Annotated in this window: 13 protein-coding genes and 1 pseudogene; 8 read left to right on the forward strand and 6 right to left on the reverse strand. The window is 32.8% G+C overall.

Annotated elements, in window-relative coordinates; genetic code table 11:
• Positions 1–64 precede the first annotated feature (64 nt).
• The 3 genes and pseudogenes from D1818_RS07230 to D1818_RS25895 all read right to left on the reverse strand — a co-directional run bounded on the left by D1818_RS07230 (position 65) and on the right by D1818_RS25895 (position 5087).
• Entirely contained in the window at positions 65–2296 is a 2232-nt protein-coding gene (locus D1818_RS07230; RefSeq protein ID WP_118457464.1) for a TonB-dependent receptor plug domain-containing protein, read from the reverse strand.
• Positions 2297–2323: 27 nt separating this feature from the next.
• Complete coding sequence (locus tag D1818_RS07235; RefSeq protein WP_118457466.1) at positions 2324–3616, reverse strand: hypothetical protein; 1293 nt, start codon at positions 3614–3616, stop codon at positions 2324–2326.
• A 157-nt stretch (positions 3617–3773) separates the two neighbouring features.
• Positions 3774–5087, reverse strand: a pseudogene (locus D1818_RS25895) (DUF4331 family protein).
• A gap of 173 nt (positions 5088–5260) precedes the next feature.
• On the opposite strand from D1818_RS25895, the gene D1818_RS07250 reads away from it, so the two are divergent.
• Complete coding sequence (locus tag D1818_RS07250) at positions 5261–6442, forward strand: LETM1-related biofilm-associated protein (protein WP_118457470.1); 1182 nt, start codon at positions 5261–5263, stop codon at positions 6440–6442.
• A 37-nt stretch (positions 6443–6479) separates the two neighbouring features.
• Here D1818_RS07250 and D1818_RS07255 read toward each other — a convergent pair whose 3' ends face one another.
• Both D1818_RS07255 and D1818_RS07260 read right to left on the reverse strand, forming a co-directional pair.
• Positions 6480–7103 (reverse strand): hypothetical protein, encoded by a 624-nt coding sequence (locus D1818_RS07255; protein ID WP_118457473.1) that lies wholly within the window; start codon positions 7101–7103, stop codon positions 6480–6482.
• A 2-nt stretch (positions 7104–7105) separates the two neighbouring features.
• The gene (locus D1818_RS07260; RefSeq protein ID WP_118457475.1) at positions 7106–7600 is read right to left on the reverse strand and encodes an RNA polymerase sigma factor; all 495 of its coding nucleotides are present in this window, start codon (positions 7598–7600) and stop codon (positions 7106–7108) included.
• Positions 7601–7807: 207 nt separating this feature from the next.
• Here D1818_RS07260 and D1818_RS07265 point away from each other — a divergent pair, with 207 nt between their 5' ends.
• Positions 7808–9106 (forward strand): NAD(P)/FAD-dependent oxidoreductase, encoded by a 1299-nt coding sequence (locus D1818_RS07265; protein ID WP_118457477.1) that lies wholly within the window; start codon positions 7808–7810, stop codon positions 9104–9106.
• 7 nt (positions 9107–9113) lie between these two features.
• On the opposite strand, the gene D1818_RS07270 is transcribed toward D1818_RS07265, so the two are convergent.
• Positions 9114–9977, reverse strand: a complete 864-nt coding sequence (locus D1818_RS07270; protein ID WP_118457479.1) for a GLPGLI family protein — start codon at positions 9975–9977, stop codon at positions 9114–9116.
• A 199-nt stretch (positions 9978–10176) separates the two neighbouring features.
• On the opposite strand from D1818_RS07270, the gene D1818_RS07275 reads away from it, so the two are divergent.
• The 6 genes from D1818_RS07275 to D1818_RS07300 all read left to right on the forward strand — a co-directional run bounded on the left by D1818_RS07275 (position 10177) and on the right by D1818_RS07300 (position 15672).
• The gene (locus D1818_RS07275; protein ID WP_118457482.1) at positions 10177–12330 is read left to right on the forward strand and encodes a TonB-dependent receptor; all 2154 of its coding nucleotides are present in this window, start codon (positions 10177–10179) and stop codon (positions 12328–12330) included.
• Positions 12331–12406: 76 nt separating this feature from the next.
• Complete coding sequence (locus D1818_RS07280) at positions 12407–12829, forward strand: DUF2141 domain-containing protein (RefSeq protein ID WP_118457484.1); 423 nt, start codon at positions 12407–12409, stop codon at positions 12827–12829.
• Between the two features lie 196 nt (positions 12830–13025).
• On the forward strand, positions 13026–13646 hold the full coding sequence (locus D1818_RS07285) for a hypothetical protein (protein WP_118457486.1): 621 nt from the start codon (positions 13026–13028) through the stop codon (positions 13644–13646).
• A gap of 6 nt (positions 13647–13652) precedes the next feature.
• Positions 13653–15011 (forward strand): 2TM domain-containing protein, encoded by a 1359-nt coding sequence (locus D1818_RS07290; protein ID WP_118457488.1) that lies wholly within the window; start codon positions 13653–13655, stop codon positions 15009–15011.
• Entirely contained in the window at positions 15004–15348 is a 345-nt protein-coding gene (locus tag D1818_RS07295; RefSeq protein WP_158596930.1) for a 2TM domain-containing protein, read from the forward strand. Before D1818_RS07290 ends, D1818_RS07295 begins: the two co-directional genes overlap by 8 nt.
• A gap of 12 nt (positions 15349–15360) precedes the next feature.
• The gene (locus D1818_RS07300; protein WP_118457491.1) at positions 15361–15672 is read left to right on the forward strand and encodes a 2TM domain-containing protein; all 312 of its coding nucleotides are present in this window, start codon (positions 15361–15363) and stop codon (positions 15670–15672) included.

The raw sequence follows: 15672 nt of genomic DNA on the forward strand, positions 1-15672 counted from the left end.
CAAAAAACAAAACCGACTAACTCTGTTATTTTTTGTGACACCTTAATTAATTCATAACTAAATACTAAAATCTATAGGTTATTCCTGCCTTTGCAAAAAACGGTGTACCTGGTGTAAAGTGGATTTCTTCTACGGATTGGGCTTCATTTGCTAACCTTGATTCTGTAGCAAATTGTGTTTCATTCCACTCGGTATCGAACAGGTTTTCAATACTTACCGAAAAATCAAAATGCTTCCATCTATAATTTAAGGATATATCAAATACTGTGTATCCTTCTGCTACAATACTATTATTTTCCGTTGCTGCTCGATCCCCCAGATATCGATAACGAACTCCTCCAGAAAAATTATGAAAGTTTTCTACACTTATTCCTCCTGCTGCAGTAATTTTTGGTGCTAAAGGAATATAATCTTCACCATCTGGTTCTTCAATACTTCTGGCATATGTATAAGTTAGGTCAGAATTAAAAAATAGCCAATCATTTACCTGATATCTACCACTAAAATCAATTCCTATTCTTCTTGTTTCTCCACTTGGTTCAACTACCCCTTCATCACCTACATACACGAACTCTTGTTCTAATCCCAAGTACCAAAGTGTTGTATTCAGAAATATTTTTGAAAAAGGTTTCCAATTTATCCCCGCATCTACTCCATATGACTTAGGTAAAATCTGTTCTCCTTTTTGTGCAACAACTACACGAGTATCATTCCCATGAAATCCAATTCCTGATTTCGCAAAAAGATTCAAGTTATCAGTTGCATCGTATGAAATTCGTAATTTAGGTGTAATGATTGATTTAGTTTCAGATTGTATATCAAATGGCACTAGCAGCGCGTCCTCATAGGTATACTTAAAATAATCCAAACGGACTACAGGTGTTACTTTTAGTTTCCCAAAGTCTAATGTAACATCTGCAAAAGCATATGCATTTGTCTCATTCACCGTTCCTAGGCTTACATTTTCCCGTGTTTCATTTCGATTCGCTGTTCTAGATAACTCATTATCTTTAACAGCATCATTTCGTAGACCTATTCCGCCATTGAACTCTAATTCTAAATGGTCCCAATATTTTCGAGAACTAAATGTGCTATTAAAACCAAATAGGTTTCTATACTCTTTTTGTCTGATCTGATCTCCATTTATAAGATCATTTAAGAAAAAAGTAAAATTAGAATACAGTTCAAAATCATAAAGCGTATAAAATACATTCGTTCTAAAAGTTGTGTTGTCAGCTATGAACTTATCATACACTATATTAAAATTAGTTCTTGATGTATTTCCACCCTCTGTATCATCAATAGCCCCAAAACGTGAAATTAGACCTTGAGCCACAGCCCTGTTTGGTATTTGTCCAGAAGCATCCCATCTACTGGTAAAATGAGAAGCCGAAAGGGATATTTTATTATTGTCTTGTAACTGCACGGTATATTTCCCAACTAGATTAATTCTATTAAAATTTTGAGGAGACTCAAAAGGTCCATCACCTTCTAAATATTCTATCGCTAGCGTAGCGTTCTTTTTATTGGAAGATTCGAGTAAATTAAATAACCCTACTGTTCTTAATGTATTAAAAGCGCCCGCTTCTACTTTGATTTCATTTTCTGTAAAATTCTCTTTTGTTTCAAAATCTACATATCCAGCCGTATTGAAATTTCCATGATCCGCTGTATAAGAACCTTTATCAAAACGTATTTTATCAATAGTCTCTGGAATAATAAAATGCAAATCCGCATATCCTTGTCCATGAGCGTGAGATACCATATTCACAGGTATACCATCTACAGAAATAGACACATCAGTTCCGTGATCAACATCAAATCCTCTAAGAAAAATTTGTTCTGCCTTACCTCCTCCGGCATGTTGACCAATAAACAAACCAGGTACTTTTTGCAATAACTCCTGAGAAGAGTTTACCGGATTTACTTTCATATCTATTTTGTTTATCAACTGTAATGGATTAATTTCTTGTTTCAAAACCAATTCATCAAGCTGAAAAATTTTGTTTTCCAATTGCACTTTTATACCATTCTCTATATCCGATTTTTTAATGACCATTTTTTTAGTTTCAAAACCTAATAAACGTATCGTTAATGTATCATTCGCCTCTACTTTTTGCAGCATAAACGTTCCATTTTCTAAAGTATGCGTATGACTTTCAGCCTGATTATTATAAACATAAGCTTCAGACAAAGGGGTATCGAACACATCGACAACTTTTCCTTTTAAGGTTTGATTTTGAGCGTAACCGTACACACTGAATATCAGTGAAATCATTATAAGAATATTTTTCATGAGTGTTGTTTAGAGATTGAGGAATGTTTACAACCCCTGTATTTTTCTGAAAATTATAGGCCCTAATTCATAACCACTTCCTAATAAATCCTCCTTAATCGGAGCAATAGCATCTTTCATATCATTAGCCTTATAAATTTCTGCAATGTGATAATTTGCTTCTGGTTCAAAAGTCTTGCGCAGTATATGCTTTTCGGCAATTGCCAATGCTTGTTTATGATCTCCTTTTAGATTAAGAATATGCGCTTTAAGATCATATGATTGTGGTGTGGGACGATTCTCTATCTCTTGTTCGGCTATTTCCAAAGCTTGATCAAAATTTTGATATTCCTCTGCAAGTAGTATGGCTGTATGCGAATTATACATAGATCCATATTGCTCATCTTTAACTGCTTGTTCATACCTCCGGAGATTTATTTTTTTTGTAATATTTTCTTTTTGAAACTCTGCTATCTCTGCCTTTAAGAGAAAATAATCAGGGCTTTGATTATTTGCTATAATCGCATCTAAGATTGTTAATGCCTCAACAGGCTTTTTTTCATAAGAATATATTATCCACGCGATTCCTTTTTTTGCATAGGCGTTAGAAGGGTCTATAGCTAAAGCTTTTAGATAATGATTATAGGATTCTTTAATTCTACCTGCATGACCATAATAATCTGCTAAATTGGTATAAGACCATAATAGTAAACCTTCTTTTTTACTGCTCTCGGCTATTTGTTTAGCTTTTTCCATATTTCTTATGGTGGCATCCAGATTTCCTTTATAATCATTCCATTTTGCCAAACGAATCAAAAAATTATAATCACTTTGGTCTGCTATTCGTTCTAAGTACTTCTGAGCATTTTCGTATTCTCCCAATTCCATAGAAATATCAAAGAGCACCATTTCTGAAGCCTTAGTGTTTGTTTTTAAAAGATATGCTCCCTGAGCAGCTTCTTTAGCTTCCCTAAACCTGTGCTGAGAAATATAATTATGAGCAAGAGCCAAAAGGTGTCCAGATTTTCCAATGGCCGCTATCTGTGCGGATTTGGTCAATACTTTTTCTGCTAATTTTAGATATTTGATATCTCCTGTTGATTGGAAGAGTTCAGTATATGCTGCAGCTGATGGAGCTAATGCTGTAATCTGTAGACTATCTTCTTTTATTTTAGCGTTCCAAAACTGAAGTTTCTTTCTTGCTTCTTTTGCTATTTTATTATCTTGTTCCTTAAGATATATTTGGTAATCTTTCGGATTCGTTATCGAAGTTTCTTTTTCTTGACAGGAAATAATGAGTATTCCAGTCATAAGAACTATAATTCCTTTTAATACTCTCATGTGTTTGTTTTTTTGAAATTTGTTCTACTTAATAATAAGCTGTCATTCTGAGTCCATCTTTACAATTATATAGGACGTATAGAGTCATTTGAGGGCTGACTTTTATACTTATAGACAGACTCAGCTAGACAGTAAATTAATTATTCAGTTGGTGTATTTATGAACCGTGAGGCGCTTCTAAATATGGAAATGTGCTTGATGGTGTTTCACCTGAATTACTTACTCCATCTGTTACTAATATTGGCAAATCTGGAGTACCATCACCATCCAAATCTTGTCCATTGAAACGATCTCCATTTTGTCCTCCAAATAATAAAATTAAGGAAACATCAATCACATCATCCGTAAGATTTCTTCCTGTTAACACATTAGTCCCATCAAAATATGTTGTTGGAGTACCTGGTGCAACTTGTAATACATCTGAAGCTAATACTGTAGTAAGTGTTGTAATATCCAAACCAAGAATATTATTTTCATACGTTGCCCCAAACGCATTGTGCAATCCCGCTAACTGTGTCTCGAATAAGGACTGAAAAGTAGCTCCTTGTTGCGAAGGAATGGTAACGTTAAAGCTATTTTCTATATCAGGAGTTGCACTAAAAACTGTATTAATTCCTGGGCGCCCCATCTGATCTTCTTGTGAAAATGTTCCTGAAAAATCAATTACTACTGGTGGTTCAATTACTATTGCATCATCATCACTACTACAACTTACTAATCCTATTACTAATGCTAACGCTACTGGTATATTTTTTAAATTATTTAGTTTCATAATATCTGTTATTTTTTATTTTTTTGATTATTGTTTTCTTTTTGCTTCTGCCCAAGTGTTAAATACTTCAACACCCGTTCCTGCCGGATGACTGAATGTTCCTCCTAAAAGTGAATTAGGAACTTCTATAACGATGGATAGGACATTGGTTCCGTCAAAATCATCATTACCAGGATTATTAAATCCTCCAGAAGCCATTCCTCCTATGATAGCGTTGAATTGATTAGAATCAAAAAAGAAAGGGTCTTCTCTTAACCCTGCGAAATACGAAATTCCATTTGCTTCTGATGTCATTGCACCAGATCCTGAACTTATCGCTACCTGACCAAGATATTGGGTATCTTCATCGATTGTACTATTAAGTCCTGTTTGGGAAGGTTGGTATGGACCAAAAAAATACATAATACCATCTCTAGGTATTGCTTGGATCACAAGGTCTTCTACTAAATCACCATCATTGTCGATGTTAATTTCTACTAATACGTTTTCATCAAAAGTAGCTGAACTTCCAGGAGCCAATAATCCTTGTACATTAGCTACAAATACAGTATTGTCTGGATTTGCACCTTCAAAAGCGTAAAGATCTGTAATATCTGCAGTGCTTCCTACCACTGCTGGAGCGTCAATGTGATCTGCTGCCATAAATACAGCTCCTAAGCTAAAAAGCCCCCCTAGGATGAATAAATTTGTTTTTCTAATCTTGTTCATTTTATTTTAATTTTAAATGTTTACGCCAATACATACGAGAAAAAAAAAGCCTCGGTTTTCTGCGTATCGTTAAATATTTGTTAACTAATCAATTACTTATCTTAATGATCATAAAGTCTCGTTTAGATAAAAAAAAATTAACTTTGTAGTAAACTAATTAACCAATGAACCCTTCAACTACCGGTTGGATAGATAAACTTCTAAGAGATTTTGATGTTAACACTCTTTCTCAGTCTTCTTTGGATATATTATATCTAAGACTTCGGAAAGTAGGTTTTATATATGGTACATCAGTAGAAATAGTCTTGCCTAATGATTCGGAAATTGTCTATTCTGAAGAGGAGAAAACAAAAATCAATCTTTTTGCAGCCTTAGTAATAACCTATTACGAAACTATTGATAATGGTGATCCAAAAGATTGTATAAAAGCCCTTATTGAATTTTATGAATATCTGGATACTAAAAAGTCTTTCTTCTCTTTTATCAATGCATTGACTACAAGCAAAAGTGAAAAGCTTGAAAAGATAATGCATACACGTATTCAGACCAATGAATCTATTTTTAAGAAAAACTTTAGCCATTTATTAACGAATGCATTATTGTTTATTGATGTATTGGCTTTTGAACATTTCCTGATTCATGATAAGAACCCTATTGAATATGCAGCTACACTAGAAGAAACTTTGACTAATATTGTTTTTCTTGCTTTGAACTCAAAAATAGAAAAAGATAATTATGATGAATTATTGGTTAAACTATTTGCTTCATCCGTAAGGTACACAAAAGTTAATACAGATGAAGATGCCAGTTTTGATCAGATCGACCTAGATGAATATACAGATGATCTAGAGAAAAGATATATTTTAGACCTTACTAGTTTAGCAGTATGGAATGATAAGGAAATTGATTTTGGAGAACAGGATTTTATTCGCGCACTGGGTGCAGAACTAGGTTTACCTAATCAATCGGTAAAAGAATCTCTGTCTTCTGTACAGTCATTTGTAAAAGAACATAAAGAAGATATTTCCTTTTTTAATTATTCTAATCCTGCACATCACTTTTATAAGCAAACCTCTAGAACAGTTAGTGTACTAATTCTTAGAAATAAGAAAAGATTAATTAAAGAGATTTCCGAAAGTAAAGATTTGATGATTTTATTGGGGCAATCTGCGGTTAGAGATCTATCTAAAGAAGAAAAGCAAAAAGTAAAACAACAATTACTAGATGTATGTAAAACCATACCTTCTCTAGCTATCTTTATTTTACCAGGCGGAAGTTTATTAATGCCCTTGCTAATTAAGTTTATTCCTCAGCTATTACCCTCAGCCTTTAACGAGAATAAATAAAAAATCCCTAATTTGATCAGGGATTTTTTATTGTTTTTTATACTTCTAGTTTTTGAAGCTCTTCATAATTCTTCTTAAGTTTTCTTGTCAATATACCATATATCAATCTATACAACAGTACTAATAGTCCAAGAAAAATTGCTACTACGATCAGGGAAGTAATTATAATCAAATAAGCTGGCACTTCTTGATCTGTCGACTTGCTATTATATGCATCTGTGTAGAATGCCATATACATTATAATAATTAAAGTGGTCAACGCTAAAAAACCAATATTGATCCAAACATACTGTTTAACCGTTTTTCTGGTATTTAGTATATTTTTCATCAATACGGCAGCTGAATCTGTGGTTTGGATATTTCTATAATTCAGGTAAAATCGAACCATAAAATACATCAAGATACTATAAGATAATATTGTAGTAAAAATAGAGAAACCTTCTAATCCATGAACCTCAAGTTCATCATAATGACCACTTAATCGAACAATAACATCAATTGAAGACCACAAAATAAATTCTAAAACACTAATGATAAAAATCCATTTTACCATTGAAGATGATTTCTTCAAAATCATCTTATAGATTTCATTATATGATAACTTAGGAAGACCTTCTTCTTGATTCTTCCAGTCTTTTTTTAATAATTCTAATTCATCCATAATTATGGGTTTAATATTTTTTTCAATTTTGTTTTCACTCGATTCATCTTCACCCTTGCATTTACCTCAGAGATCCCCATAGTCTCTGCAATTTCTTTATATGATTTGTCTTCTAGATATAAAAAAACTAACGCTTTCTCAATATCATTTAATTGTTTTACTGCTGCATACATTAACTTAAGCTGCTGTTCTACCTCATCATCGTATTCTTCAGCTTTAATTTTGAAATCCATCGTATCAAAATCTGCTGTTTTAATACTTCTTTTAGACTTACGGTATAAAGTAATAGCTGTATTTAATGAAACCCTATACATCCAGGTACTGAATTTAGAATCTCCTCTAAACTTAGGATATGCCTTCCATAACTGGATAGTTATCTCCTGAAACAAATCGTTATGTGAGTCTGCATCATTAGTATATATCCTACAGACCTTGTGCACAATATTTTGATTTTGCTCAAGATTGGTTACAAAACTATGTTCTAATTCTTTATTCACCTTAGTTAGTTACACCTTATATGTAGACAATAAAACAAATCTGTTACAGTTTAAAAACTAATTTTTCAATTTTCAATTATTTTATTCCTAAAAAAACCTCTTTATCATTTGATAATCAATAAGTTTATCATTCATTCTTAACAAAAATAAATATTCCGTAGGGTTTATGATATTATCATTTTATCTTTGTAAAACAACACTTTATTTATGAACATTCCTTATACTAATTTACCAAGATTAGTGATTATCGGAGGTGGTTTTGCCGGAGTTGCACTTGCAAGAAAAATGGTAAAAGAAAATGTACAACTCATTTTATTAGACAGACATAATTACCATACATTTCAACCATTATTATATCAAGTTTCCACAGCTTCTTTAGAACCTGATTCTATCGCGTATCCGTTACGAAAAATCGTAAAACGTGGTAAGAATACGTATTTCAGAATGACAGAAGTAACCGCTGTCGACCCAAAGAAAAAAGAGGTTCATACAGCTATTGGCAGCATTACCTATGATTATTTGGTAATTGCTACTGGAGCAAGAACCAATTTTTTTGGAAATGAAACTATAGAAAAGAATGCAATGCGGATGAAAAACTTACCGCAAGCATTGAATCTTAGAAGTTTGATGTTAGAAAACCTGGAGCAAGCAGTCATTACGACTGACCCCGAAAAGAGGAAGGAATTATTACGTTTTGTATTAGCAGGTGCGGGTCCTACTGGCGTAGAATTAGCTGGAGGAATAGCAGAACTAAAGCTTAATGTGCTACCACGTGACTATCCGGATATGGATTTTAGTGCTATGGAAATTCATTTAATAGAAGGCGCTGATCGTGTTTTACCACCTATGAGTGAGCATGCCTCCGAAAAAGCTACCAAATTTCTAGAAAGAATGGGAGTACACATTCATACCAATACACAGGTAACAAATTACGAATCTAACCTTGTGTCTACCAATACAGATTTATCTCTAAAAACAGCAACTTTTATTTGGTCAGCAGGTGTTACTGGAGCTCCTGTAGAAGGGTTACAAGCGGATGCTCTTATACCAAGAGCAAATCGCTATAAGGTAAATCAGTTTAACCAAATCGAGGGATATGATGATATTTATGCGTTGGGAGATATTGCTTTGATGCAGACAGAGGATTATCCGAGAGGGCATCCTATGGTAGCACAACCAGCTATCCAACAAGGGAATCATTTAGTGAAAAACCTAAAATTACACCTAAAAGGAAAACCAATGACTCCTTTTAAGTATTTCGACAAAGGATCTATGGCAACCATAGGTCGCAATAAAGCAGTCGTGGATTTAGGTAAATTTCGTTTTGGGGGATTCTTTGCTTGGTTTATATGGATGTTTATTCACTTATGGTTTTTAGTAGGCTTTAGAAATCGCTTTGTTACTTTCTTTAATTGGACGTATAACTATATCAATTATGACAAGGCTGCCAGATTGATTGTAAGACCATTTAAGAATAAAGAAGAAAACGCTATAGAACGAGTGTAAATAATCATTAATACTGATTAAATAATTTTGCTGGTAAATCTATAAGTTCCTGTCGGGTAATTTTTTCACCTTCAGTTGGAGGGTTTATTTCAAAACCATTTTCAGAGAGTATACGAATTTTATGAAAATTAACTGTTCTTTTGTCTTCTTTTAGTTCCAGTATGAGTCCGGGAAGCCCGCAATATCCTTTAGGACCGTGAGCTGATTTAATCTCTCTGGTGTACCAGGCTTCTACTTTTTTGTCTGAGTTTTTTAGTATCGCTTTATAACAAACATATTGATCGATCTTTTTTGTTTCTTTTGTTAATGTCCATTGTGGTTGTTCTAGTGCTTCTTCAATTAAAAACTTTCTACCTTTAAGATCAAACTCATAAACTTCTAGCGAACTTATTTTCTTTCTCTGAGATTGATCTATATAAACTACTTCGGAGTTATTGTAATTGATGCGTTCTCTTTTAAACTCTCGCCCTTTTCTATTGGTTCTTATCTCCGATACTGTATCATTACCAACTTCTTCCTGCGGGTAATACAAGGACTTTAGCGCTCTAATTTTTAATACAGTGATATAATCATATTCTGGAATATTTAAAGACTTACGCTCTATCTTTTTAGAATGTATCATCATTTTATTTACCTCTTCCTGAATTTTATTTCTGTAATAATCTAGAGAATCCTTATCCTTATCGGCATATATTGCTGCTTTAATTTTCGCCATTTCTAACATATAAACCTCAAATTCTAAAGAATCAAAATGTCCATTCTTGGTAGTTACTTGATCTGGTATTCTTTTCTCCTTATAGAATACGGTAATCTGCTGTGCATTAAGTATAACAGAGAATAAAACAACAGTAGGTAATAACAGTTTTTTCATTTTTTGATTGATTATAAAATGTAAAACTAAGAAATTAGTTGAATCATTCAACTAATTTCTTAGTTTATTTTAAAGACTTCCTATTTTAGTCAAAATAACAATCCATCCTAATAATTCTACAGTTCGGTAGTATTCAATTTTTAGACCTAATTCTTTAACGCAATTTTGGACCATCAATCTAACACTATAAAACGAACAGATGAAATCATTACTAATTACAATTTTCTTACTCTCGGCAGCATTTTTGAACGCTCAAAACACTATTTCTGGTGTTGTTACAGAACCATCTGGAGTTCCAATTCCTGGAGCGAATATTTACTTAGAAGGAACCTATGATGGTGCTTCATCTGCAGACGATGGAACTTTTTCTTTTACTACTACTGAAACTGGTGGACAAACTTTAGTCGTTTCTTTTCTTTCTTTTGAAACCTTCACACTGAGTATGGATGTTACTGAAATGAAAGGCTTAAAAATAAAACTGAAAGAAGACGTAAATTCATTGGGGAGTGTTATTCTTAACGCAGGAACATTCTCTGCGGGTGATAATAGTAAAGCATCTGTATTGACCCCTTTAGATATTGTTACCACAGCAGGAGCAGCCGGTGATTATATTGGAGCTTTCCAAACACTTCCTGGTACGTCGACTGTTGCCGAAGACGGAAGACTCTTTGTACGAGGTGGTGATGCTAATGAAGCTAATGTATATATTGATGGACTTCGGGTTTTTCAGCCTTTTGCAGCAACAGCTAACAATATCCCTACACGTGGTCGCTTCTCCCCTTTCTTATTTAAAGGAACTAATTTTTCTACTGGAGGATATTCTGCAGAATACGGTGATGCCTTATCCAGTGTTTTATTACTGAATACGATCGACGAGCCAGAACAAGAAAAAACTGATCTATCTTTTATTAGTGTTGGTCTCGGAATTGGAAATACCCAAAAATGGAAGAACAATTCCCTAAGTATAAATGCATTTTACCTAAATCTAAAACCATATCAAGAAATCATTTCTCAACGTGTGGATTGGATAAAACCTTTTGAGTCTTTATCGGGTGAAGCTGTATATAGACATCAATTCGATAATGGATTATTCAAACTATATGGAGGATTAAATTATACAGATTTCGAATTAATCCAGGAGGACATCAATGTACCAGAAGGCATCAATTTTGGACTTAAAAACAGAAACTTATATATCAATGCCTCATACAAAGGTGAATTAGGAAATGATTGGAGATTGGCTACTGGAGCTAGTTTTGCCAATGACCATAATGATATAAAAATTGAAGAAACAAATGTTGATAATGATGACAATGCGGCTCACTTAAAAATAAAATTAAGGAAAAGATTCAGTAATCGTTTCAAATTAAGCTTTGGTGCAGAACAATTTCTTGGAAATTTTAAGGAAGAAGCTAGTATTATTTCCTTCGGAAATTTCCAGAGTAGTTTTAAGAATAATAGCACAGCAGCTTTTTCTGAAGCTAATATCTTTTTCAATAAAAAGTTGGCTATGCAATTAGGAATACGAGCAACTCATAATACATTACTCGACTTTACCAAAGTATCTCCAAGAGCCTCATTAGCCTATAAAATTGCCGAGAAATCTCAGGTTTCTTTAGCCTACGGAGATTTTTATCAGGCACCACAGCAAGATATTCTTAAATATAATAGTTCATTAGATCCAGAAAAGTCATCCCACTATATTCTTAATTATCTATATCAAAACAATGGTAGGACATTAAGAGCTGAAGCATATTATAAAAGTTATGATCGTTTAGCAAAATTTGATACTGCAATGCCCGAGTTTGGTAGTAATTATAATAGCTCTGGAGACGGATACGCTGCAGGGTTGGATGTATATTGGAGAGACAACAAGTCAATCAAAAACTTTGAGTATTGGACTAGTTATTCATATCTGGACACAGAGAGAGATTACAGAAATTACCCGGAACGAGCTACTCCTAATTTTGCCACAAGCCATAATCTATCTGTTGTAGGGAAATATTGGGCTAAAGATTGGAAATCATTAATAAGCGCTACCTACAATTTTGCTTCAGGGCGTCCGTATACAGATCCGAATACAGCTAACTTTTTAGGCGAAAAAACAAGAACTTTTAATTCTTTAAATATGAGCTGGGCATATTTAATCAGTCAACAAAAGATTTTATTCGTATCCGTATCTAATGTGCTCGGATTTGACAATGTATTTAATTATCAATATGCTAATACTCCTAATGTAAATGGAAATTTTGCCAGACGTGCTATTAGACCAACCGCCGATCGTTTTTTTATCATAGGATTTTTCTGGACGATCAGTGATAATAAAACAGATAATCAATTAGATAACTTATAATTTCTAAGATAAAGACATTAGTATAGGTCCTATTATTTCTTAATAACAAATTCAGTTTAACTTTAAAATAAAAACCATGAAAACTATATCTATTACAGTAATTTTTACGCTTCTATTACCTCTAGCAATATTTGCTCAAGACAATACTAACAGTATTGAAATTAATGTAACTAATATAAAAATAGATGATGGAACTATTAGGATCGGTTTGTATAAAGGGGAAGAAAACTTTTATAGAAAAACTTACAAATCGATCGCTGTAAAGGCTAAAAAAGATTCACTAACAGTTACATTAGATGATATACCAAATGGAACCTATGCAATCTCATTGTTTCATGATAAAAATGATAACAAAAAATTAGACACCAATTTTTTCAAAATACCGAAAGAACCCTATGGAACTAGCAATAATGCCAAAGGAAGTTTTGGGCCACCTAGCTGGGAAGATGCTAAATTTTCAGTTTCAGAACAAAAGGTAAGTCAGACTATTAAGCTTTAGAACAATTCATCCTTAATAAACTACAATTCGGTAACATTTAATTCCAAAACATACAGTATTAAAGGATCTTTACACTGTAAAACAAAAACAGCTGTTATAATGAACTTGTCGAAGCGCTGTTACTTTAAGATATAAAATAGTCTTCGGCAAGCTTAAACTGATAAAAGCAATTATTATAAACTAAAAACACTAACAAATGAGAACAATAATCATCTTACTTAGCTTTTTTGCAATAACCTCTGTAAATTCTCAAGCAGCTTACGAAAAAGGAATGGGTAAAGCCTTTGAGTTATGGGGAAATCAAAAAAACGATGAAGCCGCCAATTTATTCGAACGTATTGGTAAAGCAGAAAAAGATAACTGGTTACCGTATTACTATGCTGCACAAATACATATTGTTACCACTTTTGGAATTAAAGATGCGGAAGAAATAGAATCTCGTTTAACGAAAGCACAGAATTACCTAAATGAAGCCAAAACTTTTTCTAAAGACAACGCAGAAATCGTGATTATGGAAGCTATGCTAAATACAGCTTATGTAGTATATGACGGGGCAAAATATGGAATGACTCATTCTGGTAAGGTGGAAGAATTGTATCAAAAAGCAAAGATTATTGAACCTGAAAACCCAAGAGCAATATTATATCACGCAGAATGGCAAATGGGAGCTGCAAAATTCTGGGGTAAAGACCCAAAAGCCTTTTGTCCTGAGATAGAAAAAGCTATCTTGTACTTTGAAAAAGAACCTTCTAACGTACCATTTTATCCAGATTGGGGAAAAAACCAGATAGCAAGGATTCAAGAAAATTGTAAATAAAACTAAATGAATATTTTCAAAGAAATAGGAAAAGGTATTTTAATCGGAACCGCAATATTTATCACATTCCTTATCATATATTATTTTAAGGGAATCGAAATAAATTTTAACCAACAATTGCTACACGAATATTTAGAGAATGTTGTGTTTTCGATAATTATATATATAGCTAATGTATACCTTTTCAGATTTCGAAGAAAAAAATGTCAAGAAAAGTTATATACAGTAAAAAATTTAACCGTAACCATTATCCTGGCAACTATGGTATCAGTAGTTGCAATATTTATAGCAAGATTATTTTATAATGTGCTTGTTTATGAAAAAGAGGTTTTAGAGTTTATTAGTAATGAGAGACCCCAATATTACTTGATTTCTCTATCAATCGCTACCGTAGTAACTTTTATATTTTATGGAGTTTTCTATTGGAAACACAGACAAGAATCAAAGGTTACGGAACAAAAAATAATAGCAGGAACGGCTTCAGCAAAATTTGCAGCTTTAAAAAATCAATTAGATCCGCACTTTTTGTTTAATAGTCTTAACGTATTGACATCCTTGATTGATGAAAATCCTAAAATGGCACAGAAGTTCACAACTTCTTTGTCTAAGGTTTACCGATACGTTTTAGAACAAAAGGATAAGGAATTAGTAACCATAGATGAAGAGTTAAAATTCGCAAAGACATATATGACCTTATTAAAATTAAGGTTTGAAGACAGTATTATTTTTGAAATGCCAGAATCGGCCTCTAATCCAGAAGCGAAAGTAGTACCACTGTCTTTGCAGATTCTATTAGAGAACACAATTAAACATAATGTGGTCATGCCTAATAGACCATTGCATATTAAAATTTATGAAGACGAGGGTTTTCTTATTGTAGAAAACAACCTACAACCCAAACAAGTAGTTAAACAAAGTAGCGGTGTAGGCTTAGGAAATGTAAAACAACGATACGGATTGCTTACCAAAAGAGAGTTCTCTGTATTCAAAACAGAGACAGCTTTTATTGCAAAGCTTCCGATATTAACTAAAAGAATAACATCAATCGATATGACAACTTTACAAAACATAGAAATCGTAAAAGATCTAAAATATAAAAGAGCAAAAGATAGAGTAAAGAAAATGAAAGAATTTTATGGCAGTTTAACTGCATACTGTATTGTAATTCCATTTTTAATATTCATCAATTATAGAACTACTGGTTTTAGTCTTCCTTGGTTTATTTTTCCGATGGCTGGATGGGGATTAGGATTACTTTTTCATTATGCAGAAGCATTCGACCACCATCCGATCTTTGGAAAAGATTGGGAGAAGAAAAAAATCAGAAAGTATATGGACGAATCTAATAGAAGAAATTATGAATGATTTTGATAAAAGAAAAGCCTATAGAAAAGCAAAAAAAAGAGTAAAAGAAGAAAGATCCTTTTACGGACACGCTACTGTATTCTTTGTTATGAATATCATCATCTTTATTTTTAAAATAAAGGTTGGAGACTATGTAAATAGTGAAGATTACAACAATTTTTTAACTTGGAATTTAATCAGTACTCCGCTATTGTGGGGATTAGGCTTACTAGGACACGGATTATGGACGTTTAGAGAAAAAAACGGACTGGAAAAACTACTTAATCAAACTATTTTTAGTAGAAAATGGGAAGATAAAAAGATTAAAGAGTTTATGGAAGAGAAGAATGATATCTAAAAGAACAGAAAAATGGAAAATTCTGAACAATTAAAAACATACATAAGAGCTCAAAAAAGGGTAGCAGAAGAAAGAAATTTTTATACACATCTGGCAATATACATAGTGATCAACATCATCATATTTGCAGTAATTCTGGAGCTAAAAGATTATATATACGACGGTTACTTATGGATAAATTTACTTAGTACTCCGGTGCTGTGGGGAATTCCGTTACTAATTCACGGAGTATGGGCCTTTAGAAAAGGAAAGAAACTTACGCTTTTCAAAAAATGGGAAGATCGAAAGATTAAAGAATATATGAATAAAGAGAATAACCTCTAA

Origin of the sequence: Aquimarina sp. BL5 (assembly GCF_003443675.1) — a bacterium.
Taxonomy (GTDB): Bacteria; Bacteroidota; Bacteroidia; order Flavobacteriales; family Flavobacteriaceae; genus Aquimarina.

What these genes read in the sequence shown, in the direction of transcription:
- D1818_RS07255 (WP_118457473.1), bottom strand. Translation starts at nt 7,103, where the DNA reads ATGGATGAATTAGAATTATTAAAAAAAGACTGGAAGAATCAAGAAGAA.
- D1818_RS07295 (WP_158596930.1), top strand. Translation starts at nt 15,004, where the DNA reads ATGAATGATTTTGATAAAAGAAAAGCCTATAGAAAAGCAAAAAAAAGA.
- D1818_RS07275 (WP_118457482.1), top strand. Translation starts at nt 10,177, where the DNA reads ATGAAATCATTACTAATTACAATTTTCTTACTCTCGGCAGCATTTTTG.
- D1818_RS07230 (WP_118457464.1), bottom strand. Translation starts at nt 2,296, where the DNA reads ATGAAAAATATTCTTATAATGATTTCACTGATATTCAGTGTGTACGGT.
- D1818_RS07270 (WP_118457479.1), bottom strand. Translation starts at nt 9,977, where the DNA reads ATGAAAAAACTGTTATTACCTACTGTTGTTTTATTCTCTGTTATACTT.
- D1818_RS07290 (WP_118457488.1), top strand. Translation starts at nt 13,653, where the DNA reads ATGAATATTTTCAAAGAAATAGGAAAAGGTATTTTAATCGGAACCGCA.
- D1818_RS07280 (WP_118457484.1), top strand. Translation starts at nt 12,407, where the DNA reads ATGAAAACTATATCTATTACAGTAATTTTTACGCTTCTATTACCTCTA.
- D1818_RS07250 (WP_118457470.1), top strand. Translation starts at nt 5,261, where the DNA reads ATGAACCCTTCAACTACCGGTTGGATAGATAAACTTCTAAGAGATTTT.
- D1818_RS07235 (WP_118457466.1), bottom strand. Translation starts at nt 3,616, where the DNA reads ATGAGAGTATTAAAAGGAATTATAGTTCTTATGACTGGAATACTCATT.
- D1818_RS07300 (WP_118457491.1), top strand. Translation starts at nt 15,361, where the DNA reads ATGGAAAATTCTGAACAATTAAAAACATACATAAGAGCTCAAAAAAGG.
- D1818_RS07285 (WP_118457486.1), top strand. Translation starts at nt 13,026, where the DNA reads ATGAGAACAATAATCATCTTACTTAGCTTTTTTGCAATAACCTCTGTA.
- D1818_RS07265 (WP_118457477.1), top strand. Translation starts at nt 7,808, where the DNA reads ATGAACATTCCTTATACTAATTTACCAAGATTAGTGATTATCGGAGGT.